At 49.2% G+C, this 26,548-nt stretch carries 21 protein-coding genes and 1 riboswitch; of the genes, 13 read left to right on the top strand and 8 right to left on the bottom strand.

The features are described 5' to 3' along the window. Positions 1–445 precede the first annotated feature (445 nt). Both J2Z65_RS18680 and J2Z65_RS18675 read right to left on the bottom strand, forming a co-directional pair. Positions 446–1,792 carry a glutamate-1-semialdehyde 2,1-aminomutase gene (locus J2Z65_RS18680; RefSeq protein WP_167052735.1) on the bottom strand — a complete coding sequence of 449 codons (1,347 nt, stop codon included), beginning with the start codon at positions 1,790–1,792 and terminating at the stop codon, positions 446–448. Positions 1,793–2,000: 208 nt separating this feature from the next. Continuing rightward, positions 2,001–3,029, bottom strand: coding sequence for an LCP family protein (locus J2Z65_RS18675; RefSeq protein WP_420850763.1), 1,029 nt, complete (start codon positions 3,027–3,029; stop codon positions 2,001–2,003). Between the two features lie 205 nt (positions 3,030–3,234). Here J2Z65_RS18675 and J2Z65_RS18670 point away from each other — a divergent pair, with 205 nt between their 5' ends. The 5 genes from J2Z65_RS18670 (at position 3,235) to J2Z65_RS18650 (ending at position 8,510) form a co-directional block, all read left to right on the top strand. Then, positions 3,235–4,290 carry an ABC transporter ATP-binding protein gene (locus J2Z65_RS18670; protein ID WP_167052730.1) on the top strand — a complete coding sequence of 352 codons (1,056 nt, stop codon included), beginning with the start codon at positions 3,235–3,237 and terminating at the stop codon, positions 4,288–4,290. After that, positions 4,283–5,077 carry an ABC transporter permease gene (locus tag J2Z65_RS18665; RefSeq protein ID WP_167052728.1) on the top strand — a complete coding sequence of 265 codons (795 nt, stop codon included), beginning with the start codon at positions 4,283–4,285 and terminating at the stop codon, positions 5,075–5,077. Before J2Z65_RS18670 ends, J2Z65_RS18665 begins: the two co-directional genes overlap by 8 nt. A gap of 6 nt (positions 5,078–5,083) precedes the next feature. After that, positions 5,084–5,869, top strand: coding sequence for an ABC transporter permease (locus J2Z65_RS18660; protein WP_167052726.1), 786 nt, complete (start codon positions 5,084–5,086; stop codon positions 5,867–5,869). Positions 5,870–6,251: 382 nt separating this feature from the next. Continuing rightward, positions 6,252–7,556, top strand: coding sequence for a phytoene desaturase family protein (locus J2Z65_RS18655; protein ID WP_240159480.1), 1,305 nt, complete (start codon positions 6,252–6,254; stop codon positions 7,554–7,556). A 27-nt stretch (positions 7,557–7,583) separates the two neighbouring features. Further along, a complete protein-coding gene (locus J2Z65_RS18650) occupies positions 7,584–8,510 on the top strand; it encodes an RNA polymerase sigma-70 factor (RefSeq protein ID WP_167052724.1) in 927 nt (308 codons plus the stop codon). A gap of 149 nt (positions 8,511–8,659) precedes the next feature. Here J2Z65_RS18650 and J2Z65_RS18645 read toward each other — a convergent pair whose 3' ends face one another. From J2Z65_RS18645 to J2Z65_RS18625, 5 genes are all read right to left on the bottom strand, one after another. Beyond that, the gene (locus J2Z65_RS18645; protein WP_167052722.1) at positions 8,660–10,606 is read right to left on the bottom strand and encodes an FtsX-like permease family protein; all 1,947 of its coding nucleotides are present in this window, start codon (positions 10,604–10,606) and stop codon (positions 8,660–8,662) included. Continuing rightward, positions 10,596–11,357, bottom strand: coding sequence for an ABC transporter ATP-binding protein (locus J2Z65_RS18640; RefSeq protein WP_167052720.1), 762 nt, complete (start codon positions 11,355–11,357; stop codon positions 10,596–10,598). Before J2Z65_RS18640 ends, J2Z65_RS18645 begins: the two co-directional genes overlap by 11 nt. A gap of 98 nt (positions 11,358–11,455) precedes the next feature. Further along, positions 11,456–12,466, bottom strand: a complete 1,011-nt coding sequence (locus J2Z65_RS18635; RefSeq protein WP_167052718.1) for a sensor histidine kinase — start codon at positions 12,464–12,466, stop codon at positions 11,456–11,458. Continuing rightward, positions 12,459–13,154, bottom strand: coding sequence for a response regulator transcription factor (locus tag J2Z65_RS18630; RefSeq protein WP_167052715.1), 696 nt, complete (start codon positions 13,152–13,154; stop codon positions 12,459–12,461). Before J2Z65_RS18630 ends, J2Z65_RS18635 begins: the two co-directional genes overlap by 8 nt. A gap of 141 nt (positions 13,155–13,295) precedes the next feature. Continuing rightward, complete coding sequence (locus tag J2Z65_RS18625) at positions 13,296–14,540, bottom strand: S-layer homology domain-containing protein (RefSeq protein WP_167052713.1); 1,245 nt, start codon at positions 14,538–14,540, stop codon at positions 13,296–13,298. A 155-nt stretch (positions 14,541–14,695) separates the two neighbouring features. On the opposite strand from J2Z65_RS18625, the gene bcp reads away from it, so the two are divergent. Together bcp and J2Z65_RS18615 are read left to right on the top strand one after the other, a co-directional pair. Continuing rightward, on the top strand, positions 14,696–15,172 hold the full coding sequence (gene bcp, locus J2Z65_RS18620) for a thioredoxin-dependent thiol peroxidase (protein WP_167052711.1): 477 nt from the start codon (positions 14,696–14,698) through the stop codon (positions 15,170–15,172). A 120-nt stretch (positions 15,173–15,292) separates the two neighbouring features. After that, positions 15,293–16,039, top strand: a complete 747-nt coding sequence (locus J2Z65_RS18615) for a MerR family transcriptional regulator (RefSeq protein ID WP_167052709.1) — start codon at positions 15,293–15,295, stop codon at positions 16,037–16,039. A 409-nt stretch (positions 16,040–16,448) separates the two neighbouring features. On the opposite strand, the gene J2Z65_RS18610 is transcribed toward J2Z65_RS18615, so the two are convergent. After that, positions 16,449–16,673 (bottom strand): hypothetical protein, encoded by a 225-nt coding sequence (locus tag J2Z65_RS18610; RefSeq protein ID WP_167052707.1) that lies wholly within the window; start codon positions 16,671–16,673, stop codon positions 16,449–16,451. 167 nt (positions 16,674–16,840) lie between these two features. Here J2Z65_RS18610 and J2Z65_RS18605 point away from each other — a divergent pair, with 167 nt between their 5' ends. The 6 genes from J2Z65_RS18605 (at position 16,841) to J2Z65_RS18580 (ending at position 26,350) form a co-directional block, all read left to right on the top strand. Next, positions 16,841–18,289 carry a polysaccharide deacetylase family protein gene (locus J2Z65_RS18605; RefSeq protein WP_167052705.1) on the top strand — a complete coding sequence of 483 codons (1,449 nt, stop codon included), beginning with the start codon at positions 16,841–16,843 and terminating at the stop codon, positions 18,287–18,289. Between the two features lie 65 nt (positions 18,290–18,354). Beyond that, positions 18,355–19,332, top strand: coding sequence for an AAA family ATPase (locus J2Z65_RS18600; protein ID WP_167052703.1), 978 nt, complete (start codon positions 18,355–18,357; stop codon positions 19,330–19,332). An 11-nt stretch (positions 19,333–19,343) separates the two neighbouring features. After that, positions 19,344–20,558: a DUF58 domain-containing protein gene (locus J2Z65_RS18595; RefSeq protein ID WP_167052701.1), complete on the top strand. Its 1,215-nt coding sequence runs from the start codon at positions 19,344–19,346 to the stop codon at positions 20,556–20,558. Then, positions 20,545–22,911 carry a transglutaminase-like domain-containing protein gene (locus tag J2Z65_RS18590; protein WP_167052700.1) on the top strand — a complete coding sequence of 789 codons (2,367 nt, stop codon included), beginning with the start codon at positions 20,545–20,547 and terminating at the stop codon, positions 22,909–22,911. Before J2Z65_RS18595 ends, J2Z65_RS18590 begins: the two co-directional genes overlap by 14 nt. Before the next feature lie 165 nt (positions 22,912–23,076). After that, positions 23,077–24,615 (top strand): glutamine-hydrolyzing GMP synthase, encoded by a 1,539-nt coding sequence (guaA, locus tag J2Z65_RS18585; RefSeq protein WP_167052699.1) that lies wholly within the window; start codon positions 23,077–23,079, stop codon positions 24,613–24,615. Positions 24,616–24,704: 89 nt separating this feature from the next. Next, positions 24,705–24,805, top strand: a riboswitch (purine riboswitch). A 141-nt stretch (positions 24,806–24,946) separates the two neighbouring features. Beyond that, a complete protein-coding gene (locus tag J2Z65_RS18580) occupies positions 24,947–26,350 on the top strand; it encodes an NCS2 family permease (RefSeq protein WP_167052698.1) in 1,404 nt (467 codons plus the stop codon). Positions 26,351–26,548: the final 198 nt, after the last annotated feature.

The following is a 26,548-nucleotide window of genomic DNA, read 5'->3' as shown; positions in this document are numbered from 1 at the left end:
AAATCATGCCCTAACTTTCTAGGAAAATACTGCGAAAACAAGACTTTTCGTGAAAAGGGTAAAAGTAATCTTAGAATAGCATGAAAAACTTCATCCGACAATAGTTGCAGAGCGAAAACACAAATGTAAGCGTTACCTTTTTTGTATACTGGTGAATAAAACCAATTTATTCATAGCTTGGAGTCCTCTTAAAATACGAACGAACTATGATCCTGATAGGATCATAGTTCGCTTCTGGGACATGTTGGGCGTGCAAGGGACCAAGAAATACCTGCTGTGGAAGGGGGCTGACAGGCTCCATTTTCGGGTCAGACCCCATTAATTGTGTGTATTTTCTAATAAGTTTGGCTTCGTGAAACAGACGCGGATTGGTGCTGAGTTATTGCTTGAGTTTCGCAGGTACAAACCTGTATTTTGACATGGAGCAGGTCCACTTGTTGAGAAATTATCTAGTTTTCATTGTTTTGAATGCATTGTCGACCGCGTCCAGCGTTAGAGCGATATCCTCTTCGGTATGGGCGATGGTCATGAACCATGCTTCATATTTGGAAGGGGCGAGGTTGATGCCTTGCTCCAGCATGAGGCGGAAGAAGTCCGCGAAGCGTTCGCCATCCGTATCCTGCGCTTCGTCATAGTTGGTGACGGGATGATCGCAGAAGTGGGTAGAGAAGGCCCCGCCTATACGGTTCAGCGTCAAGGCGATGCCGTGTCTCGCGGCGGATTCCGCGATCCCATCCGCAAGCGTCGCGCCAAGCTGCTCGAGCTTGGCGTAAACGCCTGCCTGCTGGAGCACCTCCAGGCAGGCGATGCCGGCCGAGATGGAGGCGGGGTTCCCCGCCATCGTGCCGGCCTGGTACGCAGGTCCGAGCGGCGCGACCTGCTCCATCACGGCCTTGCGGCCCCCATAGCCCCCGATCGGCAGTCCGCCGCCGATCACTTTGCCTAGGGCCGTCAGGTCTGGCTCGACGGCGGCGAAGCGCGCCGCCGCCTCGGCTGTGCCGCCCTCCACGAGAGGGAGGCCGGGGTACGTCTGTGCCGCTCCGTAATGGAAGCGGAACGCTGTGATGACCTCGTCGTAGATGACGAGGGCTCCGTATTTGCGAGCAGCTGCGCAGAGCTGCTCGAGGTAGCCGGCATGAGGCATGACCATGCCGAAGTTGCCGACGATGGGCTCGATCATCACGGCGGCAATGTCTTCGCCCCAGCGCGCAAGGGCGGCTTCGAGTGCCGGAATGTCGTTGAACGGCACGGTGATGACCTCTTGCGCGATGCTCGCAGGCACGCCGGCGCTGTCCGGCGTGCCGAGCGTGGACGGCCCGGAGCCGGCCGCCACGAGCACGAGATCGGAGTGGCCGTGGTAGCAGCCGGCGAACTTAATGATTTTGGTTCGCCCGGTGTAGGCGCGCGCCACGCGGATCGTCGTCATCACGGCCTCGGTGCCGGAGTTGACGAAGCGCACTTTGTCCAGCGAAGGAATCGCGGACTTGAGCATTTTGGCGAACTCGATCTCGAGTTCGGTCGGGGTGCCGTACAGCGTGCCGTTCTGTGCGGCGCGGCAAATCGCTTCGGTCACGTGCGGGTGCGCATGACCGGTAATGATTGGGCCGTAGGCGGCGAGGTAGTCAATGAAGCGATTCCCGTCTACATCCCAGAAGTGTGCGCCCTGCGCACGCTTCATGAAGACGGGAGCGCCGCCGCCGACGGCCTTGAATGAGCGGGAAGGGGAGTTGACCCCGCCGACGATGTGCTGCAGTGCTTCCTGATATAACTGCTCGGAGTTTTTGCGTTCCATAAGAAAAAATCATTCCTTTAATGTAGTTTTTTGTTGTGTTTTTCTTGTTTTGTTCTGTCTTTCTCCTGTGTAACGGACTGAGTTGCCATTACCAACGGATCGAGCGGATACGTTAATTAATTTTATGTAGTTAATTATCTCACAAAAAGCCTCTACTTGAGGGGCTTAAAGCCCTGCACCAAGTAGAGGCATGTTAATCTTCGGTCACTTACTTTGCCGTTGTTTTCACGGATGACTTCGGTGTAGGGGATGGCGATGGCTTCGTTGGACCGGTGTCCGCCTCCGCCTTGCCGGCAAATAAATCCTTCACATATTGCTGCAGCTTATCTTTGTTCGCTGTTATTACCGCAGCGCCGCGGACATTTTTCTCGACGAGGAGATCGGTCGGCGGAAGCTGGGAGGAGACGATGCCGTCGGCTTTGGCTTCATAGCCCAAAGTAGCGAGCTTCAGCATATCCGTTACACTTAGATTCGTATCAATGTAAGGATCCATTGCATTCAAAATTTTTGGCAGTTTAATGAGAGATGACGTGGTTTGCATTTTTTGGGCTACTGCCGTTAGGAACTTCCGCTGGCGTTCCGTACGCGAGAAGTCTGATAAGGCATCGTGCCGGAAGCGCACATACTGAAGTGCTGTTTTGCCATCGAGATGCTGGAGCCCTTTTTTCAGATTAATATCATATACGTGGTCATCTTCTGAATCGGTGTACTTCATATCCTTTTCGACGTCGATATCAATCCCGCCTACAGCATCGATAAGGGCAATAAAACCTTTGAAATCTGTATAAACATAGTACTGGACGGGGATGCCAAGCAAGTCGCTTACGGTTTTCATGGCCAAATTCGGTCCGCCTGTCGTAATCGCCGTGTTGATGCGGTCTTCGCCTTCGCCTGGAATTTTCACATATGTATCACGAAGGATGGAGAAAAGGTGCGCTTTCTTGGTCACAGGATCAATCGATGCGAGCATAATACTGTCGGACCGGGGCAGCTCATTCTTCACCATACCGCGGGAATCTCCACCTAGAAGTAAAATATTAACTCGCTGCTTGCCCTCCCATTTGGGTGGCGTATATTTGTCTCCTTTGTCTTTGACCGTCTGAGCGATAAGGGGCGTGCTGCCCTTCGGAGCATCCGAATTATTGGATATGTTTTGCGCGAATTGATAAAAGGAATAGGAATAATAACCAGCTGCCACCATAAGGAGTAAGCCGATCAGGAGCAAGGTTCGTTTAATAATTCTCAAGGTTCTGCGCTCCTTTCTTTGGTAGAGATAATCTGTACTTTTTTTTCTTACAGAATTCATGTATCATGAGTTGGGTGCATCTGTTTTACATTTTAGCTTTATGATCCATATTATAGATGCTACGAAACTTCGATAGCAAGTTACGGCGAATTTTGCCGTTATATGTAGCCGAGTCTACAGGGACAGGGGGAAGTTCATGTTAGCCATAGATGTAGAAATGCTTCGCAAAGAATTTCAAGTTCAGCAGAGCCGCGGCGGCTTAAAAGGCGCCTTCCAAGATTTATTTCATAGAGAATACAAACACATTACAGCTGTCAAAGACATTAGCTTTCAAATTCCTAAGGGCGAAATTTGCGGATATATCGGTGAAAATGGCGCCGGTAAATCGACCACCATCAAGATGCTGACCGGCATTCTTGTTCCTACTTCAGGACATATCAAGGTGAATGGCTTCATTCCGTTCAAAGAACGCGAGAAGTTCGTCGCTGGAATCGGCGTCGTGTTCGGTCAACGCAGCCAGCTGTGGTGGGACATCGGTGTGGTGGAATCATTTCAATTGTTGAAAAAAGTGTATCGCGTCTCCGAAGCCGACTACAAAAAGCGCCTCGACGAGCTGGTCGATCGCCTACAATTATCTGATTTATTATCACGACCTGTCCGTAAATTGAGTTTGGGGCAGCGGATGCGCTGTGAGCTTGCCGCTTCGCTGATTCATAATCCGGCCATTCTTTTCTTAGACGAGCCAACGATCGGATTGGATATCGTCGTGAAAACAGAAATTCGTGAGTTTCTAAAATCACTCAATCAGCGCTACGAGACAACGATCCTGCTGACTACGCATGATTTGCAGGATATAGAGGCGCTTTGCTCGCGAGTTATTATGCTCGATGACGGCCGTATTATTTATGACGGCGGTCTGGAGGAGCTGAAAGTCAAGTGGGGCAAAGGTAAGGAAGTGGTGCTCCAGTTCGAACATCCGATCACACTGCCGCGCCTGCAAGAGCTCACACAGGGTCTAGAGGTGGCGTGGCAGCTTGAGAATGAATTGTCCGCCAAGGTGTTTATCCCTTTCGAGCGCGCGAACGTGTCTGAAGTGCTGAGCCGCGTGGTCGGCGTTGTGCAGATTCAAGATATCAAAATCAATGAAACCAATACAGATGACATCGTACGAGAAATATATAAAGCAGGTTCAGCCGATGTGAAACGTCCAGAGGAAGCGAAGCAGCCAGAGGGAGTCGTCACACATGCTTAGCGCGTACTTGGAAGTTATTCGCATGCGTTTTCTCATGATGCTCGCTTACCGGGTGAATTACTACAGCGGCATTTTGATTTATGCCCTCAATATTGGGGCCTATTATTTTGTGTATAAAGCGATTTATGGCGGGCAAGAGATGATCGGCGGCCTGACACTCGGGCAAATGACCACCTATGTGGCGATTTCCTGGATGGGGCGCGCTTTTTATTTCAATAACTTAGACCGGGAAATTGCCAATGAAATTCGCGACGGCAGCGTAGCGATCCAATTCATCCGGCCTTATAATTATGTGTTTGTGAAAATGATGCAAGGACTCGGAGAGGGTGTCTTCCGTTTGCTGCTCTTCACAACGCCGGGCATGATTTTCATTTGGCTGCTGCTGCCGATTGAATTCCCAAGTGATCCCAGCCTTTGGCTGATCTATTTCGTAATGCTGTTTTTCAGCTTCTTAATCAATACGCAGCTTAATATCATTACCGGGTTGTTTGCGTTCTTCCTGGAAAATAACGAAGGCCTGATGCGCATGAAGCGCGTTGCGGTCGACTTGTTTTCCGGCTTGATTATTCCGATCTACTTTTTCCCGGGGTGGTCCAAAGCGGTTTTGGAATGGTTGCCGTTTCAAGCCATTACGTACCTGCCGAGCGCAGTGTTCACCGGAAAGATTACAGGTTCGGCGATTTTCCAAAACCTTGGCGTGCAAGTGTTGTGGTTTGTGCTTCTGCTCATTCCAATTGCCGTCCTCTGGATAAAATCCAAAACGCGTTTATTCGTACAGGGGGGTTAACACAAGATGTTCTATGTCTCCCTAGTTGTCGATTATTTAAAAAACTACATGAAAACCCGTCTCACCTACCGATCCGACTTCTGGATTGAAGTGCTTTCCGATCTGATGTTCAATGGGCTTAACTTATTCTTCATTCTCGTCGTCTTTATGCAAACACAATCGCTGGGCGGCTGGAATCAAGAACAAATTTTGTTCATTTACGGTTATTTTATGATCCCGTATGGCATATTCATCACTTTTTTTAATCTGTGGGGCTTCAGTGAACGATATATTGTTAAAGGGGAAATGGACCGTATCCTGACCCGACCGGCTTATAACTTATGGCAGCTGATGATTGAAAATCTGGATCCCGCGTCTCTCTTCAGCGCGCTGGCGGGGCTGATTATCATGATTTACTCTTGGGTGCAGCTGGAACTTCCGTTCCATTGGTCTGATCCGCTGATGTTTATCGTGATGGTTGTGGGATCGATTCTGATTTATGCGGGCGTGTATATCTCGCTGACGTCACTTGCCTTTTTCTCCGATGCTCCGACGGGTATTCTGCCTCTGATCTGGAACATCCAGAACTATGGACGCTATCCGGCGACGATTTACAATAAGCTGCTGCGCAGCATTTTGACGTGGATTTTGCCGTTTGCTTTCGTCGGCTTTTATCCCGCTGCGTATTTCATCGATCCGGAGAATTGGAAGTGGTTTGCGCTGCTGACACCGGTCATGGGGGTTGTTTTCAGTTTTATTGGCATTACGGTTTGGAATATTGGCGTGAAACGGTACCGCGGCGCGGGATCGTAATCGTGTTTGGTTTGGGCCTTCGACTCTGTGAGTCGGAGGTTTTTTGTTGTTGCGGGGTTGTGTGCTTGGCTGGAAGGGGGAGAGAAGGGGAGTTGAAGAAGGATGTGCAGAGATGAAATTGTGGACTGAGAGAGCCAAAATGGCCCTCTCGGGGAGAGAAGTGCAGAAATGTAGCACGGAGACGTCCGAAATGGCCTTCTCAACTTCTGCAGATGTCTCTTCCCGGCTCGACTCCCCGCCATAACGATGTTTTTCAACGCTAACATACGCACTTCGCGAAAAAAATCCGCGTTAACGCCGAAAAACAAGCTTAACTTTTGTCACAGAACCATTACCTCACTCGCCTTATATATAGAAATGTGAAAACGGAGGGTGATTCACGATGATGGAGTTGAATAAATCTGAGTTAGACCAATGTGATACCGCAGTCATAGGTGGGGGCTTGGCGGGTTTAATTGCGGCCCTTGAGTTAGCGAAAGGCGGGCAGTCCGTTATTTTATTTGAGAAGTCGGGACGCGTGGGCGGAAGGGCGATGACGAATAAGAAGAATGGCGCCTTCTTTAATCTAGGCGGGCATGCGTTATACCGCGCAGGGCAGGCGTACGCAATTTTGACCGAGCTCGGCGTTCGACTATACGGGGGAAGTCCGCCTGCTAAGATAAATGCCTTGTGGAACAACCAAATCGTTCCCATGCCTGCGAATTTAGGGAGTATGCTGACTTCGAAGATTTTGACATGGTCCGGCAAAATGCAGCTCATGCAGCTTGTGATGAAGCTTGCCAAAATGGACACGAATCGCATTCCTGATAGTAGCCTCAGAGCTTGGGCGGAGGCGGAGATCTCGGACCCGATGGTCCGTCATATCTTTTATTCGCTATGCAGAACGGCCACTTACGCGCAAGATCCCGACTATCAGCTCGCAGGAGCCGTATTGGCACAGCTGCAGCGTGCCTTAAAGGGCGTCCTCTACCTGCATGGGGGTTGGCAGACGATTGTGGATCAGCTCAAAGACAAAGCTATTCAAGCCGGCGTACAAATCGTAAGCAGCAAAGATGTGAAGGAAATCGTGCAAGAGAATGGCAAGGTTCTCAAGGTTAAGCTTGCAGACGGGGCGGAGGTCAATGTAGCGAATGTCATCAGCACCGCTTCTCCATCTGAAACTTATAAGTTGGTAGGTGATACGGCGGATCGCACTATGTTAAAGCAGTGGAAGGATCAAGCACGCCCTTCTATGGCGGCATGTCTGGATCTTGGTTTAAGAAAGCTGCCTGAACGAGGCCGGGATGTTGCCATGGGTCTCGATCAACCGATTTTTTTCTCTCACCATACCGTGAATGCTCAATTAAGCGACAATGGAACATTAGTTATGCATCTGGTGAAGTACAACGGCCCTGGGGAAAGTGATCCGAAAGCTGACGAGAGGATGCTCGTTGCCGTGATGAATACCCTTCATCCGGGCTGGGAAGAAGAAGTGGTGGTGCGGCAGTTCCTGCCTAATATCACGGTTGTCCACGACACCCTGCATACGGGGAAATCGTCTCGTTTCACAGGACCCGCTGTTGAGGGAATTCGCGGCCTCTATGTGGCCGGAGATTGGGTCACGCATGGCGAAATGCTGGCCGATGCTTCAGCAGCTAGCGCCAAACGAGCGGCAGCAGCTATTTTAAAGAGCAGCCGTCTGGCGTAAAATGGCAATGTATGGGAGGTGCAAGCTATGGAAATAGACGGAGATGCCGAGCGGATGTATACCGCGTATAAACCGTTATTGTTCTCACTCGCTTACCGGATGCTGGGGAGTGTCATGGATGCGGAGGATATCGTACAAGAGGCATTTCTCTATATGAATGAGAAAAATCCTCAAGGCATTCAGAAGCCTAAAGCTTATTTGTGCAAAATCGTGACTAATCGCTGCATTGACAAGCTGCGTTCCGCTAGCAAAATGCGCGAAGTTTACGTCGGCCCGTGGTTGCCGGAGCCACTTATGACGACGACGGCGGAGAGCCTGGACGATGCGCCAGAACGATTTTATTCGCAAAAAGAGTCCTTGTCTACCGCTTACTTGTTATTGCTGCAGCAGCTTTCCTGGGTTGAGCGGGCGGTTTTCATATTAAGGGAAGTCCTGCAATACGATTACGAAGAGATCGCCGAAATTGTCTGCAAAAGCAGCACGAACTGCCGCCAGATTTTTCGCAGGGCCAAAAACGCTATCAGCACCTTTGCCAATCAGGACGATCCGGATACAGGAGGCATGCGGTCTAAGCAGCCTGTTAAGGAGCAGGCAAACGCTGTCGTGGAACAATTCGTGCAAGCTCTAGTTTCCGGGAACATGGCTCAATTGCTGAACATCGTCAAAACGGATGCTGTCTTATACTCAGACGGTGGAGGCAAGGTCAGAGCGGCCATTCGACCTATTGAGGGGGCGGAACGCATTGCGCTGTTCTTATCCGGCATACTCGCCAAAGTTCCGGTTGGTTTCAGCTTTGCATTAACGACAGTGAATGGACAACTGGGTGTTGTATCTTATCAGGACGGTCAGGCGAACAATGTCATGACCTTCCATGTTGAAGATAATCGGGTTGCGGCTGTTTATTTGGTTGTGAATCCCGATAAACTCAGGCATGTAGCGAGTATTGAGGTGTAAAAGGGGAGCTATGGACCTCTATGTATTCCAAAAACAGCCATATCGCTAATCAAAAGGGAACAACGGCGCTTTATTTGCTCAATTCTGTAGTTCCTGTATGATTTTTGGATTTGGCTGTTTTGCTTTAAATTACTTTAAATCTATCAAAATCAAAGCGCTCTGCGGATGACCTTCTTGTAATGTTGGACGGAGAGGAACCCGAAGACAGAATACAAGGCGGTATAAAGCGCCATGACAATCATCATCGGCGTCCACAGTTCAGCCCCGAACAGGAACCAGCCTGACTGAACGGCGAAGTAGCTGTGAGAAAGTCCTACAACAAGCGGAATTCCGAAGTTAAAGAGCTGCTTGCGGCGGATGCCTTTTAACAAATCCTCTTGCGAATAGCCGAGCTTTCTCAAAATAGTATAGGTCGGTTTCTCGTCCTCGCTCTCATCCATCTGTTTGAAATAAAGAATACAGCCCGATGTAATTAGGAACGTAAGTCCGAGAAACCCGACGATGAACATAGTGAGTCCCATGCTATTTTTTTGGCTAAGGGTCCTATCCAGCCGGGAGTCATAACGATTATTGTGGTTAAAGCCCAGCTCTCCAAAAATCTGATTGGCTGTTTTCAGCTCAGCTTCATTCACTAGATCGATTCCTTGATAGGTGGAGGATGGCTTCTGAAGTGAAGGAATCAGATCCTGCTTCAGCCGTTGGAAGACAGAATCGTCAACGATCGCTGTCGGCTGGCCGCCGTTCGTGAAGTACCAGGAGACAACGGACTGCTTTTTCGAGCCTAAATAGGTTAGAGGGACAATGACTCCCTGTCCGCTTAATTCGATTCGCCCCGAATCTTTAAAATTCATAAATTTACTCAACAGATCGTTGGTACCGGTAAATAGTGTTTGTTCGGGCGTCACATCGTAGGAAGGCGTATTTTTGTCGCTGATCACAGAAAGCGTCATGCTGCCCGGATCAATCATTAGACCGTTCATGTTAGTCGCAAGGATTCCCTTTAAGTTAGCTTTCGCCTGTATCACTTCAATGGTCGTTTCTTTGTACGGAATGTGACGGGCATCCAGCGCCGCTTTGAACTTATCGGCATCCTCCTTCTGAGTGATAGAGAAATGGGCCGGGACGTCGTTTTTTGCTGTTTTTTCAGCGGAATAGTAAGAGATGTAGCTGAGCGACAGCAGTGCGATGGCCAGTGCGGAAACGGTTGTAATGACCGTCAACAGCATGGCGTTGGATTTCATGCGAAACATAATAGAAGAGAGCGAGAGTACTTCGCGAACATTTAAATAACCGTTTTTCTTCTTGCGGATGATGTTAAGCAATAAGCGAACGGAGCCTCTATAGAACAGATACGAGCCGATGATAACCGAAGCAAGAATAAAGATCATGGCTGTGAACAGCTCGACCATCGTTGTGAAATCGCCGCTGAATAGCTTTGACGAGACATAATAGCCGAGCAAGACGAGGCAGATTCCAGTCATTCCGAGGACGGCCTCTGCGAGGGACATCCGTTTGACTTTGATCTCAGTTGAAGCGGAGACGCGGAACAACGATAGAATGGTTTGTCTTTTAATAAATGTGTAATTGACCAGCATGATAAACAAGTAGACTGCTCCGAACACTACAAAGGTCTGAACAAGGGCTTGGGTGGAAAAATGCAGCGTTGCGATGGCATCGACACCGGTAATATGGAATAAAATCATCAGAATCAGCTTGGATACGGAGAACCCGATAAAGCTTCCCGCAAGCAATGAACCGAAATACAGGATGAAGTTCTCCGTGCTTAGGATACGGAAAATCGCCGTTTTCGTCATACCGATCAACTGCAAAAGGCCGATTTCCTTGCTGCGCCTTTTTACAAAAATGTTATTGGCATACAGGTTAAAGATGGCGACAATCGCGATCAGCAGAATAGAGGCGGCTTTGAGGGCGGCGGCCCCTTTAATCGAGCCTTTGGCTTGGTCCAAAGCAGGATCGTACTGCAAGGTGACGAAAGCGAAATAAAGCGCGACGCTGAACATTAAGGCAAACACATACAAATAGTAGTGCTTAATGTTCGCTTTCAAATTTTGAACAATCAGCTGGTTAATGCTCATTCTGCACACCGCCTAGAACTGCTTGTGTTTTCATGATGTCCTGAAAGAAAGCTTGTCTGGTTTCCTGCCCTTTATAAAGCTGTGTGTAAATTTGCCCGTCTTTGATGAAAATGACCCGGCTCCCGTAGCTGGCAGCAACGGAATCGTGCGTGACCATAACGATGGTCGCTTTCCGTCCCTGGTTCATATCGCTCAGTTTGTGCAGCAGATCCGAAGCGGATTTGGAATCGAGTGCCCCAGTCGGTTCGTCCGCGAAAATAATGCCCGGCTCATGAACAAACGCTCTGGCCGCGGAAGTCCGCTGTTTTTGCCCACCTGAGATTTCGTTCGGATATTTATCTTTGATTTCATAGATGCCAAGTTCGGTGGCAACGGTATGGAATTTATGCTCGGCTTCCTGTTTTGAAGTTTTGGTGATGGAAAGCGGAAGGAGAATGTTTTCTTTTACAGTTAAGGTGTCGAGCAGATTGTAGTCCTGAAAAATAAACCCCAGATGCCGCTTGCGAAAATCGGCCAACTGTTTCTCCTTCAAGGCTGTAATCTCTTTGCCTTCAATCTGGATCGAGCCTTGGCTGACCTTGTCGATAGAGGAAAGCACATTCAGCAAGGTTGTCTTCCCCGAGCCGGATGCCCCCATAATGCTGACGAATTCCCCTTTCTCAATACGGATATCGAGACCTCTCAGCACCTCTTGCTTGTTGAATTTGTTACCGTAGCTTTTATGGATTTTGGCTGCTTCCAAAATTGTCATCTCACACACTCCTTTATTCGTTAGCTTTATTATAAAAAGAGCTGTCCCGGTTTTCCCGCGATCGGGCGAACAAAGAAGAAAGGCATGTGACAATGTTGTCACATGCCCGTGATACGCACGGCCTCATTTGGCTGGGGGAAGGTGAGGGTGAAGGTTGTGCCGGAGCCAGGCTCGGACTTCACGGCTAAGTGAATGAGCATGGCCTCGGCGGCCCTCTTCGCCAGATAGAGACCCATCCCTGTAGCGGCGCTGTCTTGATGCCAGGCTGTGGAGGTAAAGCCCTTGTCAAAAATGCGCGGCAGATCTTTCGGCTCGATCCCGCGTCCATGATCGATGACCTCAAGGACGGTCCGCTCCTTGCAGCAGCGGCTTCGGACGATAATATCCGCGGCATTAGGGTCACTGTACTTCACGGCGTTCGTCACTAACTGCCGCAGAATGAAGGAGAGCCACTTGGCGTCGCTCAGCACTTCCGTCACTTCGAAATCGGCATCGAAGCCAATGCCTTTCTGAATGCACCATGTCTTCAGCGTCTTAATTTCCGCATAGGTCAATGATTCCAAATTCACCTGTTCGATATACAGATCGTTCTCCATGAACGGGAGCCGCTTCTGGTGAAGCTGCCTATCCAAGAGTAGGTGAATCCGCAGCCATTCATAGGTTAATGCGGTTTTCATCGTCTCGTCCTCCAGGCGATCCATCATTAACCGCATCGCGGTGAGCGGTGTTTTGACTTCGTGAATCCATGCCAGCAGATCGTCCTTTTCTTGCTCCAGCGCGACTTGATGCCGGGAAGCGGATTGGCGAAGATGTTCGGCCAGATTCGTCATACTCGTTTCTACGATAGACTCGAAGGGACTATCGGCGCCTTCTATGCTGGTAAGGTCCAGATTATTGTCCCGTTCCTCCAGTTGCTTATAGAAACGCGTCTCTTTGTTGTAGCGAAAAACGAGAAACATCAGAAATATGGTCGTGGATAGAAAGACAATATATAAAATGGGCCCAAAGGGAATGGCGTGATCCAAAAAGGCAATTAGCAGCAAAAGCGCCTGCACGGATAAAAAGAAAAGGAGCCAGCTTCTTCGTTCGACGAGATAGCGTCTAATCATGAAAGGGTGCCTCTTCCGTGGCCACATAGCCTTGCCCGACTTTGGTTTCGATAAATCTGCCTAATCCAAGCTCATCCAGTCTTTTCCGCAGCCGGTTGACATTGACGGTTAAAGTGTTGTCGCTGACAAACCGCTGGTCGTCCCATAAGCTGTTAATGAGGACATCCCGGCTTACGATCGTGTTCTTGCGTTCGATGAGCAGCTTAAGAATGTAAATTTCATTCTTCGTTAATTCGATCGTTCCCGTCTCGTTCGCCACCGTGTTTTTCTCATAATCAATGGTTGCGCCGCACCAGGTTTTGAGCTTAAGCGGCTCCGTATTGTAGTTGTAAACACGCCGGAGGATAGCCTGAATTTTAGCGATAAGCACATCGAAATGAAAAGGCTTCTGGATAAAGTCATCGGCGCCAAGCTGCATCGACATCACCATGTCGGTCGGATGATCGCGCGAGGACAAGAAGACAATGGGCACATTGGAGTGGGTTCGGATCATTCGGCACCAATGAAAGCCGTCAAATTTCGGAAGTTGGATATCAATAATTACGAGATCCGGTTTTAAGGCGGCGAATGTTTCGATCACCCGGCCAAAATCCGTTATGCCATGGACATCATAGGACCATTGGGCGAGCCGGTCCTTCACTTCTGTGAAGAGCGTGGCATCATCTTCGATCAGCAAAATTTTAAACATAAGGCATCACCCGCTTACGACAAATTTCTAACATTCATTGTAAAGGAAAAAGGCGGCCTGTGCGAATTGACCACGCCTGCTATCTGACACAAAAGAACCTCAACTTCCAGGTAAGTGGAAATCGAGGTTCTCTTTTTGAAATTATTGAGCCGGCATAGGGAGGGGCTTTGCTTTCTTGGCTTCCTCCGGCAATTGAATATCTACCGGCTGATTCACATCTTGGTAAGTCATGGACATGGTCATATCCATATGGTCAAGCGGAAGATTCGGGTCCTCGCCATATACGATGATATAATCGCCATCCATGCTGACAGGAAGCTTGGTTTGCTCATCTACCGTGAGTACGGCAGATAAGGAAACGCTCAACCCTGCGATAGCGGGGGAGTTGAGAACATCTTTGAAAGCATCCTGACCGCTGCCAAGCCCGCTCAATGTTTTGACGATATCAGCAGTATTGGTTAATTTGCCGCGAATCGAGACTTTACGCTGCTTTTTCCCATCTTTCTCCGTCGTGCCAAGATCCTTATAGAAGAAATAGGGAGTTACTAAGGTTTTACTGAGGTCCATGTTTTTCTGCTGAAGCTCCATCAGCTGTTCAAAGGTAAATGGCATTTGTTTAGAAAAATCATACCATTCAAAGCCATCGTTCGCCGCATTAGGAACGGTCATGAAAGTGCCTTGGCTGACCATGTACTGCTCTATTTTGATCGTCTTCGTTACCATATCTGAGCCTGGTGCCGTGGTCGTAATGGATTGATGAATACCTTGATCTTTATTATAGCTGATGTCAGATTTGGCTGTTGTTTGAAGGTTATCCATCGGAAATGCCGCATTGGATTTGAAAAGAATATGCATGTCCATCTCCATGTGAGCACGAAACGTTTGAAGATCTACCGGTGAAGACGGATCTGCAACTAGCCAGGAGGATACCGAGGAGTCGTTCGCTAGCGCCTTTTTTATGGCGGCTTCTGCAGTATCGAGGGAAATGCCGGAAGTTTTCCCTAACTCAACACCGAAATTGCTTTGCAATTCGGCGATAGCCTTACTGTCGGCCATTCCGAGAAATCTGCCTAGAATCAGCGCAGCTTCAGATGGGCTAACGGGTTGGTCCAAGCGAAATGAACCGTCGGAGTAGCCTTGCAGAATTTGGCGTTCACGCATGACACGCACCGTATCCGCATAGGGAGACCCGGCGTTGACGTCTGAAGGCAGAGCGGCTTGCTTGTTCATAGGTGTCAGCTTAAGCTCATCGGCAATTTGTTTAATGAATTGACCGCGTGTAATAAGTGCGCTATCATTCGCCGTTTCGGCAGAGACAGATAGAGTAGGGACGGCAAGTGTTAATCCCAAAATGGAAAGTAGTGACATACGTTTGATAGGAAGCATGATGTTCTTCACTCCTTTAAGTTTTATAGCTTCCTATTAAAATTACCATATTTTTCTTGAGTCATGCTAGTTTTGGGCATAGCGGTTTGATGTGCTGCTTCAAATAACGCATAATGGGGGGAGTATAGAAGGAATGTTAGAGGAGAGTTCATAGAATGGCAAAGAAAAAAGAGCCGGAGACGATCAAGCGTCTTGCCCCCGATTTTACATTGCCTGCATCCAATGGCAGCAGCGTATCCCTGCACGATTACAAAGGGAAAAAGGTCGTCATTTACTTTTACCCACAAGATAATACACCGACCTGCACACAGCAATCCTGCGACTTCCGCGACTATAACGGCAAGTTCGCTGAGCTTGGGGTCGAAGTAATCGGCATCAGCCCCGACGAGCTGAACGCCCATCATAAATTCATCACGAAGTATGAGCTGCCGTTCCTGCTGCTTTCTGACACTGACCACCAGGTGGCAGAGAAATACGGAGTATGGGCGCTTAAGAAGCTGTATGGCCGTGAGTACATGGGCATTGTGCGTTCGACTTTCCTCATTGACGAGGAAGGGTACATTGTGAAGGAATGGAGCAAAGTGCGGATTAAGAACCATGTGCAGGCGGTTTTGGACGCGGTTGTGGAATAAAAGTAACTTTGAATGAAAGCTATTCAGCTCATCGGGAGCGGATAGCTTTTATTCTTTTTCTTGTTCTTGACTCTCCCCTTAGGGGAGGCTCTAAACTCAAATCAAGGAAGGAGGCGCACAGTGCTGTACACAGTCAAAGAAGTATCTAACTTGTCGAATGTAACGATCAAGACACTGCACCACTATCACAAAATCGGGTTGGTAGTCCCCTGTGAAATCAGCGAAGCCGGATATCGGTTATATGGGAGGAAGGAGCTCGAACGTTTACAAGAGGTGCTCTTTTATAAGGAGTTGGATTTCCCTCTTGAGAAAATAGCGCAGTTGCTGGAAAGCAATCCCGCGCGATTAACGATTTTATCCAACCAGAAAGAGCAGCTAGTTGCCCGGAAGTCAAGATTGACGCAGCTCATCGGTACGTTGGAGTCATCAATCATGTGCACGCGGAATGGAGGAACTATGGATCACAGCGATATGTTTAAAGGTTTTCAAAGCGAGGAAGAGTGGAATTCAGCATTGGCGGAGCAAAACGAGCATCTTAAAGAAAAGTACCAATTTGATTTGCTTGAAAACAACCCGGTTAACTTCGCTGAGTTGAATGAACAGGCTCAGGAGGCCACCCGGTTTATGCATGGCATGGTGACCTGTCTCAGAGAAGGGCGAAGGCATGATGACGAGACGGTAAGTCTTCTTATTCAGGAGCACCTTGCGTTCTTGAACACTCATGGTCATGTGATTAGTCCTGCGAATTATGCAGCGCAATCGCGGTTTTTTCTGAACGATGATTTTCATCGCCAAATGTTGGAGTCCCAGCAGCTTGGGCTCGCTTACTACCTCTGTTTAGCAGCTGAAGCTCATGCTGCAGTTTGAATATTCAAAAAAAGGTCAACCCGTTCATCTGGCTGACCTTTTTTTGAGAGGTAAAGGAACAGGGGGCCGCTATTTCCTCAAAAAGAGGTCTTTTGGAAGTAGAGAGGGAACGAGGATCCCCTATTTAGCAATTTCTAGCTGAATTGCAACGATTGCAGGGCAATAAGTCCCTGTAGTTCCGCTAAGTTCCGGAAAGTGGCTGATTTTATCCGAATAGAGGACTCACGTTCCCTTTCCCCAAGGGCCCCAACAGTCCAACAGGCCGAGAGCCCGAGAGCCCGATACCCCGATATACCGAGAACACCCGAGACCCGAGACCCGAGACCCGACACCCGACACCCGATACCCGATACCCGAGACCCGAGACCCGACACCCGACACCCAACACCCAACACCCAACACCCCGGCATTACTTCGTAACGACCAGCAAACCTTGCTCAGCCTCCTTAATGCGCTCTAAGTTCCTGCGATTGCTGATGAGCACGGATTGCAAAGTGGCTGACAACTTCTCAAGTGTCGCGGAAGCTTCTTCGGAGATGGCTGCTAAATTGTTCGTAGAGTCGCTAATCGTTGCTGAGGAATGAGTGATACGATCCATGAGCTCGCTGTAGCTGGTAGAAAGCACCTTAAGCATCGTAACGGAATCTGTGATCGATTCGAAAGCCTGCTTTTAGATTGAGGTTCTACGTGTTACTTTGGAACTTCTCTCATTTTGGTGCTAGGCAAGAGACATACTCCCGGCATTTCTCCCATATACTCTATCAGTTAGCAAAATGATAGAACAAGCGGAGGGATCATCGCATGCGCTTTCTAGTTCACCATGCAGCCAGCAATCGAAAAAGAATTCAACTCACCATGGTCTTCCTATTACTAGTTTCACTGTTCCTATCTGCGGTTCCCGTAAGGGCTGCGGAAGAGGATGGAAACTCCGCGAAAGAGGGGCAGGACATCTATCAAAAGCTCAAAAACGGAAAACGCATCCAGGAAGAGAAGAGTTATGTAACACCGGAACAGCCTACTGTTTATTTAACCTTTGATGACGGTCCTAGCAAGCTGACTGGCAAGGTTTTAGATATTTTAAAAGAAGAGGGTGTGAAAGCAACGTTTTTCGCACTGGGCGAGCAGGCTAAAGAATACCCGGATATGGTAAAACGAATTGTGAACGAAGGACATACCTTAGGCAATCATTCCTATAATCATGTATATAACGAGCTGTATAGCGATTTTCAAACGTTTTGGGATCAAATTCAGAGCAGCGAGGATGTGTTCGCCGACATCGCCGACATCCGCCCGCAATTGGTCCGAGCTCCTGGAGGAACCTTTACAAATTTTGACGCCTATTACTACTATTTAATGGATCAGGCGGGCTATACCGTAGTGGATTGGAATGTAGACAGCGGGGATTCGAAGCGCCTTCATGTGCCGTCGAGTGAGATTTGGCAAACCGTGAAGGGATCTCCGCTTGAACATGAATTGACCGTGCTGTTCCATGACGGAACGGGACATGAGTCGACGGTGGAAGTATTGCCTAAAGTCATCGACTATTACAAAAACCTGGGTTACGCCTTCGCCCCTCTGACAACAGAAGTGAAACCCGAACAGTTTCGGGTAGGTAAATCCAAATGGTCGAGAAGCATGAGTGCGGCTCATTTTCAACAGTTATGGAAGGAAACGCAGCAATATGCTTCTGCGCACCCGCATCCGGGGCAGCAGACAAAGGAAGAGCCGAAGAATACAGACGAGCAGATTGCCAAGATGAAGGTGGCAGCTGCGGAGGAAGAGGCGAAATTATTGGCTGCGCAGCCGGCGGTGCCGCTGCAGGTTCGTTTTTCTCAGTGGAGCAGTGTTACGCTCGAGCCTACGGAATATCAGTTGCGAGCTAATCGCCTTGAGCTTCCGCTGCGTTTTCTGATTGAGAAAATAGGTGGAAATGTACATTGGCAGGAGAAAACGAAGACGGCTAATGCCCATTATGGCATATATGATGTTGAATATGACTTACCTGCGAGAACGATCCGAGCCTATGCTTTGGGTAGTCGTGTCGCAACTTACTCCCTAGCAGATATGGAAATACAGGGGGGATCGATGATCGTTCCTCTGCGCAAAACAGTAGATTCGCTAGGTGGGCGAATTACGGATACGGTTATGGAACCCGGCAGGCGAGAGGTGTCCATGGCATTCCGGCACTTCTACATGCTGAAAGAGAATAATAGTAATCTGAAAAACTCTCTATTTGCTATGGCGGGCTAATGTCTAAAATAGTAGAAGACTGGAAAAACTAGAAGCATACCCTTATATAAGGAGGCTTCTTGACTATGCAGTCGAAGACACGAATATTCGATCAGCCGCAGCCTCTCGTGGAACGGATGATCCTGAACGTGGAGAAAGTCATTGTTGGTAAAAGAGAGACGATCGAGCAGGCGTTTGTTGCGATGTTAAGCGGCGGTCATGTCTTATTGGAAGATGTGCCGGGTGTGGGTAAAACGATGCTTGTGCGCGCTTTGGCAAAAACCATTGGTTGCGAGTTTAAGAGAATTCAGTGTACGCCGGATTTGCTGCCGTCGGATGTGACGGGGGTATCGGTGTTTAATGCGAAAACCGGTGATTTTGAATTTCGCCCCGGACCATTAATGACTCCGGTCGTATTGGCGGATGAATGCAACCGCACCTCCCCGAAAACGCAGTCTGCTTTCCTGGAGGCTATGGAGGAGAAGCGGGTCACGGTGGACGGAGTAGGATATGAGCTGCCCAAGCCTTTTGTCTTACTGGCAACTCAGAATCCGGTAGATTACGAGGGTACTTATGCGCTGCCTGAAGCGCAAATGGATCGATTCATGATGAAACTATCACTTGGTTATCCGACACCGGATCAAGAGATTCTGATGCTGGACCGACTCCAGGATCGGCATCCGATCGATCAGGTGAAGCCCGTTATTGTGCAGGATGAGTTTGTGCAGTTACAGAGAGAAGCCGCAATGATTCATGTTGATAATACGTTAAAAGATTTCATTGTTCGCCTTGCGTTAGCAACAAGGGAACATTCTGATTTGTACCTCGGCGCAAGTCCGAGAGCATCCCACGCGTTGATGCGTGCTGCGCAAACGTCTGCTTACATGAAGGGCAGAACCTTCGTTGTGCCTGACGATATTAAGGATCTGGTGCTTCCGCTGTGGACGCATCGGCTTATTCTGACTTCCGAAGCACGGATGACCGGCAAGTCGGCGGAACTGATTTTGGCAGAGATCTTAACCTCTCTGCAAACGCCGGTGCTTCGTTATGTTTCGTCGAAGTAGGAGGCATACGCATGAAAAGCTGGGGTAAAACGTCGCTGCTCTTTGCGGGGTGTGTCCTTTCGGTTCTGCTGGCCTACTGGCAAGGCGGGTTCGCCGCCTGGTATTTAGGCATTTGCTTGACCTTGATCTGGATTCAGGCCGGCCTCTTTTATGTTTTTGCCTTCCAAGGACTGTCGATCAACCGGCAGTTGTCCGGAGAGGTATTTGTAGCAGGCGAGGATGTGAGAATTACACTGGGAATCGAGCATCGTGCGCGGATGCCGCTGCCTTGGATGGTCATTAAAGAAACCTGGGTGCATGAAGGAAGCGGTGCGCAAATCAGCTACAGCAAACTGCTCTTTCCATGGTTTCAGTCCACGCTGCTTTTTCACTATAAAATAACGGGTCTTATGCGCGGCGTCTATCGATTCGCGGGGTGTGAAGCGGTCACCGGGGACTTATTCGGTTTTGCCGTCCGGCGATCTCGCCGTGACGATCTTCACCGGTGCGTCGTTTACCCAAAACCGGATACCTTGGATCGCTCCGGCATGACCTTTCATGCGGACGATGGCGAGGTGCCCACCGTCCGCGGTCCCAAAGCCGAGACACCGCTCATCAGCGGTGTCCGTGACTATGCCAGCGGTGATCCGTATCACCGCATCCATTGGAAATCCACAGCCCGGCTGAACCGGCTGATGACCAAAGACCCCGAGCAGGCCGCCTCCGCGAAGCGGATGCTGCTGCTCGACGCGGCGCCTGCGGCGGGGCCAGCAGAAGCGGCTCAGCCGCTGCTGGAAAAGGGCGTCGCCCTCGCGGCCGGCTTCTTCGAAGCCGCCGCTGGCGGGCGCGAGAGCTGCGGCTTTGCCAGCAGCTCAAACGGAAAGCGAATCGCGCCGGCGATTCGCCCGGATCTGACGCTCGCGTACGAGGTACTCGCGAGCGTTGGCGGCAAGCCCGCCTTGTCCTTTCCTGACCTCGTCAGGAAAGAGGCGGCAGCCCTGCCGCCGGGTGCGTCGATGCTGTGCATCACATCGACGCTGGATGTGGCGCTGGTGCGCGCGATATTCGATGCGCGCTCCAGGCGCCGGTCGGTGCACGTGGTCTACGTGCACGCCAAGCCTTCTCTCTCGGTCGCCGAGCGAGAGGGGGCTTCGCAGCTGCAGGCCGCAGGCTGCAGCTTCACGGAAGTGCCGCACCCGCGGAGCCAGTGGCCAAAGCAAGGAGGTGTCGCGGATGCAACCGCTTGAACCACGGCGCGAATCGCGCATGCTCTTTCAATCTTCGAAAGCGTCCCGTAACGCAGCTGAGGCTGTACGTTCTTCGGGGGCTATCCCATCGAGTCCCATTTTCCGTGCCAGCGCGGTCACCGGCGCGCCGGTTTCACCGCCGGTCCACCAATCCATTTTTCGAGACATTCTGATCTCGCTCTTGCTTTTCTTACTGATCTCAGAATGGCTTCACCCATTGGCATGGATGGCAGATACATCGATTGAAACAGGACCGATTCTTGTCGTTTTTGCACTCTGTATTGCAATTGATTGTTTCAAGGTTCCCTACGCATGGGGCTGGACCGCCAAAGGCGTATTGATTCTGCTTTTCGTTGGTTTTATGTTTAACCGGGATACCTTTGTAACCGGAGCATGGGGAATTGATTTACTGAGGATCATCGCTCAGGATGCTGTACATTTGATGCAGGCCCATTTCGACCTTATCAGCGGTGAACTCAGGACTTTGCTATTTCTATTGGGCTGGTCGCTTCTTATTTCCGTAATTCAAGCCCTCATGCTGCAAAGACAGCACAGCCTGTGGTTCGTCGCTGCCACACTGATTTATCTGGTTATTTTGCAATTGGTGTATGGGGCGGATACCGTTCAAGGCATCATGCGCACAATAGGATATGGGCTGCTGCTGCTGTCGCTGCTCAATCTTTCAAGAATTGAACAAACCTATGGCTTGGCTTCGACGCGATCTGGCAGTGCTTTTAAATGGATGGCTGTTAGTTTAGTCGTGGTGGGGGCGCTAGCTGGCGCAGCGTGGTATGCGGCAAGGCAGGCTGAAACGGAACCACTGATGAAGCCGGTAAGCTGGGCGTATGTTTCAGATCGCCTGTTTGACCTTTACAATGAGGAGACACATCCCGGGGGAGCAGTGGCGAAATCGGGCTACGGTCAAAATGACACCTCCTTAGGCGGTCCGCTCCAAGTGGACACTACTCCGGTGTTCACAGCCAAAACCTCCGAGCTTACTTATTGGCGCGGGGAATCCAAAAACTTCTACGACGGCAAAGGCTGGACCCAAACGAATCAAGGGCTTGAGTCTTATGCTGAACCTGTTCAAACCGGCGCAGGCCGACTTGTTCAGCAGGAAGTTCTATGGAGCGACAAGTCGCTGAATAAGCAATTGTTCCTGGGAGGCAATCTAGTAGGGGTAGACTCGCTTTTGACAGAGAAGGGGAAGCCGTTGGCGTCAAATCTCCTGCTTGCTTCTCCGTTCAGCGGCAAAGTCACTTTGCCTGATATTTCTGATCCGCTCTCGTATTACAAAATAACCGTGCAGCCAGTCAAGGAAGATTCTTCCTTGCTTAACGCGGATACGAGCAGCTACCCTGCCGAGATTACAGGCGATTATTTGCAGCTTCCGGAGGCTTTCCCGCGTTCGGTCCGCAGCATTGCTGAGCAAGTGACCGCGAACCGGTCCACGCCTTATGCCAAAGCGGTTGCGATCGAACAATATTTGAGCCATACCTATACGTACAGCCTTGAAAAGCCGACCGCTCCAAGCCGGAGCGAGGATTTTGTCAGCCACTTTTTATTCGTGGATAAGACAGGTTATTGTGATCACTTTTCAACGGCGATGGTTGTCATGCTGCGTTCGGTCGGTGTGCCCGCTCGGTGGGTAAAAGGCTTTGCTCCAGGAACGCTGCAATCTTCCTCTACTGAGGATGGGGCGGATTCCCTTCAAGAGGTGCTTGTACGCAATCAGGATGCGCACTCATGGGTGGAAGTGTATTTCCCTTCTATGGGTTGGGTGCCGTTTGAGCCTACGCCGGGATTCTCGGGTATTTCTTCCGATCATCCAAGAGAGACCCTGACGACAGCCGCCATGGCGCAATCTGCGATGACAGCCTCTCTCATGAACATTCCAATGCCGGGGAAATTTACAGCGAATCCGAGCGAGTGGCTGCAAGCAGCGAAAAATTCCGTGATTGATTATGCTACAACCAACCGTAACCTCCTAATCGTGTTGATCGGAAGCGCCCTCATTATGGCGGGGATTGTCCTGTTACTTAAGCGAAAAGGTTTCTTGGTTAGCGCGGCGCTTGTACCCTTTTACAAAAACGATCTAAACCAACCGCATCCCATGATTCCCTATATGGATCGTTTGTGGATACAGTTATTTCGCAAATACGGTGCCAAACCTAAGGATCAGACCGTGCGGGATTATGTTTCAGCACTGAACTTCGAGCATCACGGACAAAAACAAGCGATGCTTAGCTTCGCCTTAATCTATGAAAGCATCCGTTATGATTCCGCTAATTCAGCTCCCTACACGAAGCGGGAAATCATGGCAATTTGGAAAGCCATTCAAAAGACACATTAAACCCCTTTACATCCTAGGTACCTAATGTTTAAAATTAGTACCTATAAATAGCGGTAAGCGGACAGGGTGACCCTGAAAAGTGAAGAGATACTTTGTTGTTTATTTCAATTACTTTGCGGGGAGCCCTCAAAAACCTAAATCGCTATGAAATTAGGAGGTCGGATAATGAGTAAACCGAGTGAAATGATCGTCGTTTTAGATTTTGGAGGCCAGTACAACCAACTGATTGCTAGACGAATTCGTGATTTGGGCGTGTACAGCGAATTGCTGCCGTTCAATACAACGGTCGAAAAAATTCGTGAGCTTCAGCCGAAGGGTATTGTGTTCTCAGGCGGTCCGTCAAGCGTGTACGGTGAGGGAGCTCCAGCTGTTGATCCGAAAATTTTTGATCTGGGGATTCCAATTTTGGGGATTTGCTACGGCATGCAGCTGATTGCCCACCAATTGAACGGTAAAGTTGAACGCGCGCATACGCGTGAGTATGGTAAGGCAGATCTTTCGTTTACGAATGAAAGCCCGCTTGTGAAAGGCTTGGACGCAAAACAAACTGTATGGATGAGCCATGGCGACCACGTTTCCGTTCTTCCTGAAGGCTTTGTGATCGAAGCGAGCACGGATTCCCTGGAGATTGCCGCGATGAGTAACCGTGAGCGTAATATTCATGCCGTGCAGTTCCACCCGGAAGTTCGCCACTCGCTTCAAGGGAACGAAATGATTCACAACTTTATTTACAACGTTTGCGGCTGTGAAGGCGATTGGACCATGTCTTCCTTTGTTGAAGATATGGTAAAAGAACTACGCCAAGAAGTTGGCGACAAGAAAGTCCTTTGCGCGCTTAGCGGCGGCGTGGATTCATCTGTCGTTGCGATCCTGTTGCATAAAGCGATTGGCCCGCAATTGACTTGTATGTTCATTGATCATGGCTTGCTGCGTCAAGGCGAGGCAGAAAGCGTTATGGATACGTTTGTTGGCAAATTCGATATGCATGTGGTCAAAATCGATGCGCGCGAGCGTTTCCTCGGCAAATTGGCCGGCGTAGACGATCCGGAGCAAAAACGTAAAATTATCGGTACCGAATTTATCCGCGTGTTCGAAGAGGAGTCCGGCAAGTTCGATGACTTTACATTCTTGGCACAAGGTACGCTCTACACGGATATCGTAGAAAGCGGCACGGCGACGGCACAAACGATTAAATCGCATCATAACGTAGGCGGATTGCCGAAAGATATGAAGTTCAAACTGATCGAGCCGCTCAAAACACTATTCAAAGACGAAGTGCGTAAAGTAGGCGAAGAGTGCGGTCTTCCTGCAGCGATTGTTTGGAGACAACCATTCCCAGGTCCTGGTCTGGCTATTCGTGTTCTCGGCGAGGTAACGGAGGACAAGCTGAAAATTGTTCGTGAATCCGATGCCATCCTGCGCGATGAAATTGCTAAAGCGGGCCTAGATCGCGAGATCTGGCAGTACTTCACGGCTCTTCCGGGCATGAAAAGCGTTGGGGTTATGGGAGATGCGAGAACATACTCCTATACCGTAGGTATCCGTGCAGTTACTTCCATCGACGGCATGACAGCCGACTGGGCGCGTATTCCTTGGGATGTGCTTGAGAAAATCTCGGTTCGTATCGTCAACGAAGTTGAGAATGTAAACCGTATTGTGTACGACATTACGTCCAAACCGCCTGCTACGATTGAGTGGGAATAGATAAATTGGAAAAGACGAACATTATGGGAAAAATTAGCCCTTTAATGTTCGTCTTTTTTATTGACAAAGGGTTAGTTCCGCAATAAAATGTGAGATGGATAACAGTTTTTCGTATAATCTTGGGGATTGGCCCGAGAGTTTCTACGAGATCACCGCAAATGATCTGGCTACGAAAAAAAGGAACGGAATCTGTGTGAGTTACTACGACTCTTTGCGTATGCTTAGAAGGGGCAGCTCTCATATGGAAGCTCCTTTTTCGTACCCGGAATCAGGCAACATGATTCCGGGTTTTTTGCTGTTCCCCACCATTCGTTTAGGAGGAGTAGGAAAAATGGATCGCTTTTTTAAATTGAAACAAAACGGCACGACAGTAAGAACAGAAATCATGGCGGGGATTACAACGTTCATGACAATGGCTTACATCCTTGCGGTAAATCCAGATGTGCTGAGTGCTTTTAAATCGGGGGCTACCGGCGGTGACTGGACGTCGATCTTCTTGGCTACAGCGATTGCTGCGGGTGTCATGACGATTGCTATGGGGTTATTCGTTAACTTTCCTGTTGCGCTTGCGCCGGGGATGGGCTTGAATGCTTATTTTGCAACGATTATTTTGACCTCACAGGGTAAATTTACATTTTCAATGGCTCTAACCGCTGTGTTTATTTCGGGGATCATCTTTATCATTTTAACCGTGACCCGAATCCGTCAGATGCTCCTTGTCGCTGTTCCAGATAGCTTGAAGCATGCAATTACAGTAGGGATCGGATTGTTTATCGCAATGATCGGTTTCAAAAACAGCGGTATTCTAACTGTTGCTGTAGAAAGCGGCAAAGATATTAAAGCACATCAATTTACAGATGTTCTGTCATTTGAAACTGTGTTTCATATGGGTTCATTAGAAGATAAAAGCGTTATTCTAACGATTGTCGGTATCTTGTTGATTTCCATCTTTATGGTGCTTCGTATTCGTGGCGCAATTCTGTTCGGTATCCTGGCTACTACAGTTATCGGATACTTCATGGGTATGGTTAATCTGGGGTCTTTGACAAGTGCTGAGACGACTTGGGTTCCGGATTTAAGTAAACTTCGTTTCGCTGATTTTGATTTTGCAGGGATTATGACAACGGGGATTGTTTCCGTTATTGCTACATTTACATTCGTTGAGTTGTTTGATACTTTCGGCACGATGGTTGGAACAGCTAGTCGCGCTGGTATTATGAAGAATAAAGAAGAGGGCAATAAGCGTGTGGGTAAAGCAATGTTCGTTGACGCAATCGGGGTTAGCGGTGGTGCATTAGTTGGAACAAGTACCGTTACTGCTTTCGTAGAAAGCGCAGCAGGCGTAGCGGAGGGTGGACGCACTGGTTTGACGGCTGTGACTACAGGCGTGTGTTTCTTGCTTGCTCTGTTCTTGGCTCCAATTGCGATGTTGATTCCTGGTTCCGCTACTGCGGCTGCGTTGATCGTTGTTGGTGTTCTGATGGTGCAATCGATTCGTGAAATTGATTTCCAAGACTTCGTTATCGCGATTCCAGCGTTCCTTACTATTGTATTGATGCCTTTCACTTACAATATTGCGAACGGTATCTCCTTTGGTGTTGTTACGTATGTCGTGTTGGCTGCAGCAGCGAACCTCGGGGGCAAGAGCGAGAAACGTTATTCCATTCACTGGCTCATGTGGGTCCTAGCGATTCTTGTTCTAGCACGTTACATCTTTATAGGAAGTCAAGGTTAAAAAGCTTTAAGCTCTGGTGCATGATGCGCCGGAGCTTTTTTCTTTCCATATTTTTCAATTGATAAAAAGCTTGCAATGCCTTTGCGTATTTGTTATATTAATTCTTGTCGCTTCGGCGGTCGAACGAAAGAACAAAAGAAATTGAAAAAAAGTTCTTGCAATCGAATAGGCTGATGTGGTATATTGATCAGGTCGCTT

Origin of the sequence: Paenibacillus aceris (assembly GCF_017874035.1) — a bacterium.
GTDB lineage: Bacteria > Bacillota > Bacilli > Paenibacillales > NBRC-103111 > Paenibacillus_E > Paenibacillus_E aceris.
This window is presented reverse-complemented; position numbering and strand designations above follow the sequence as displayed.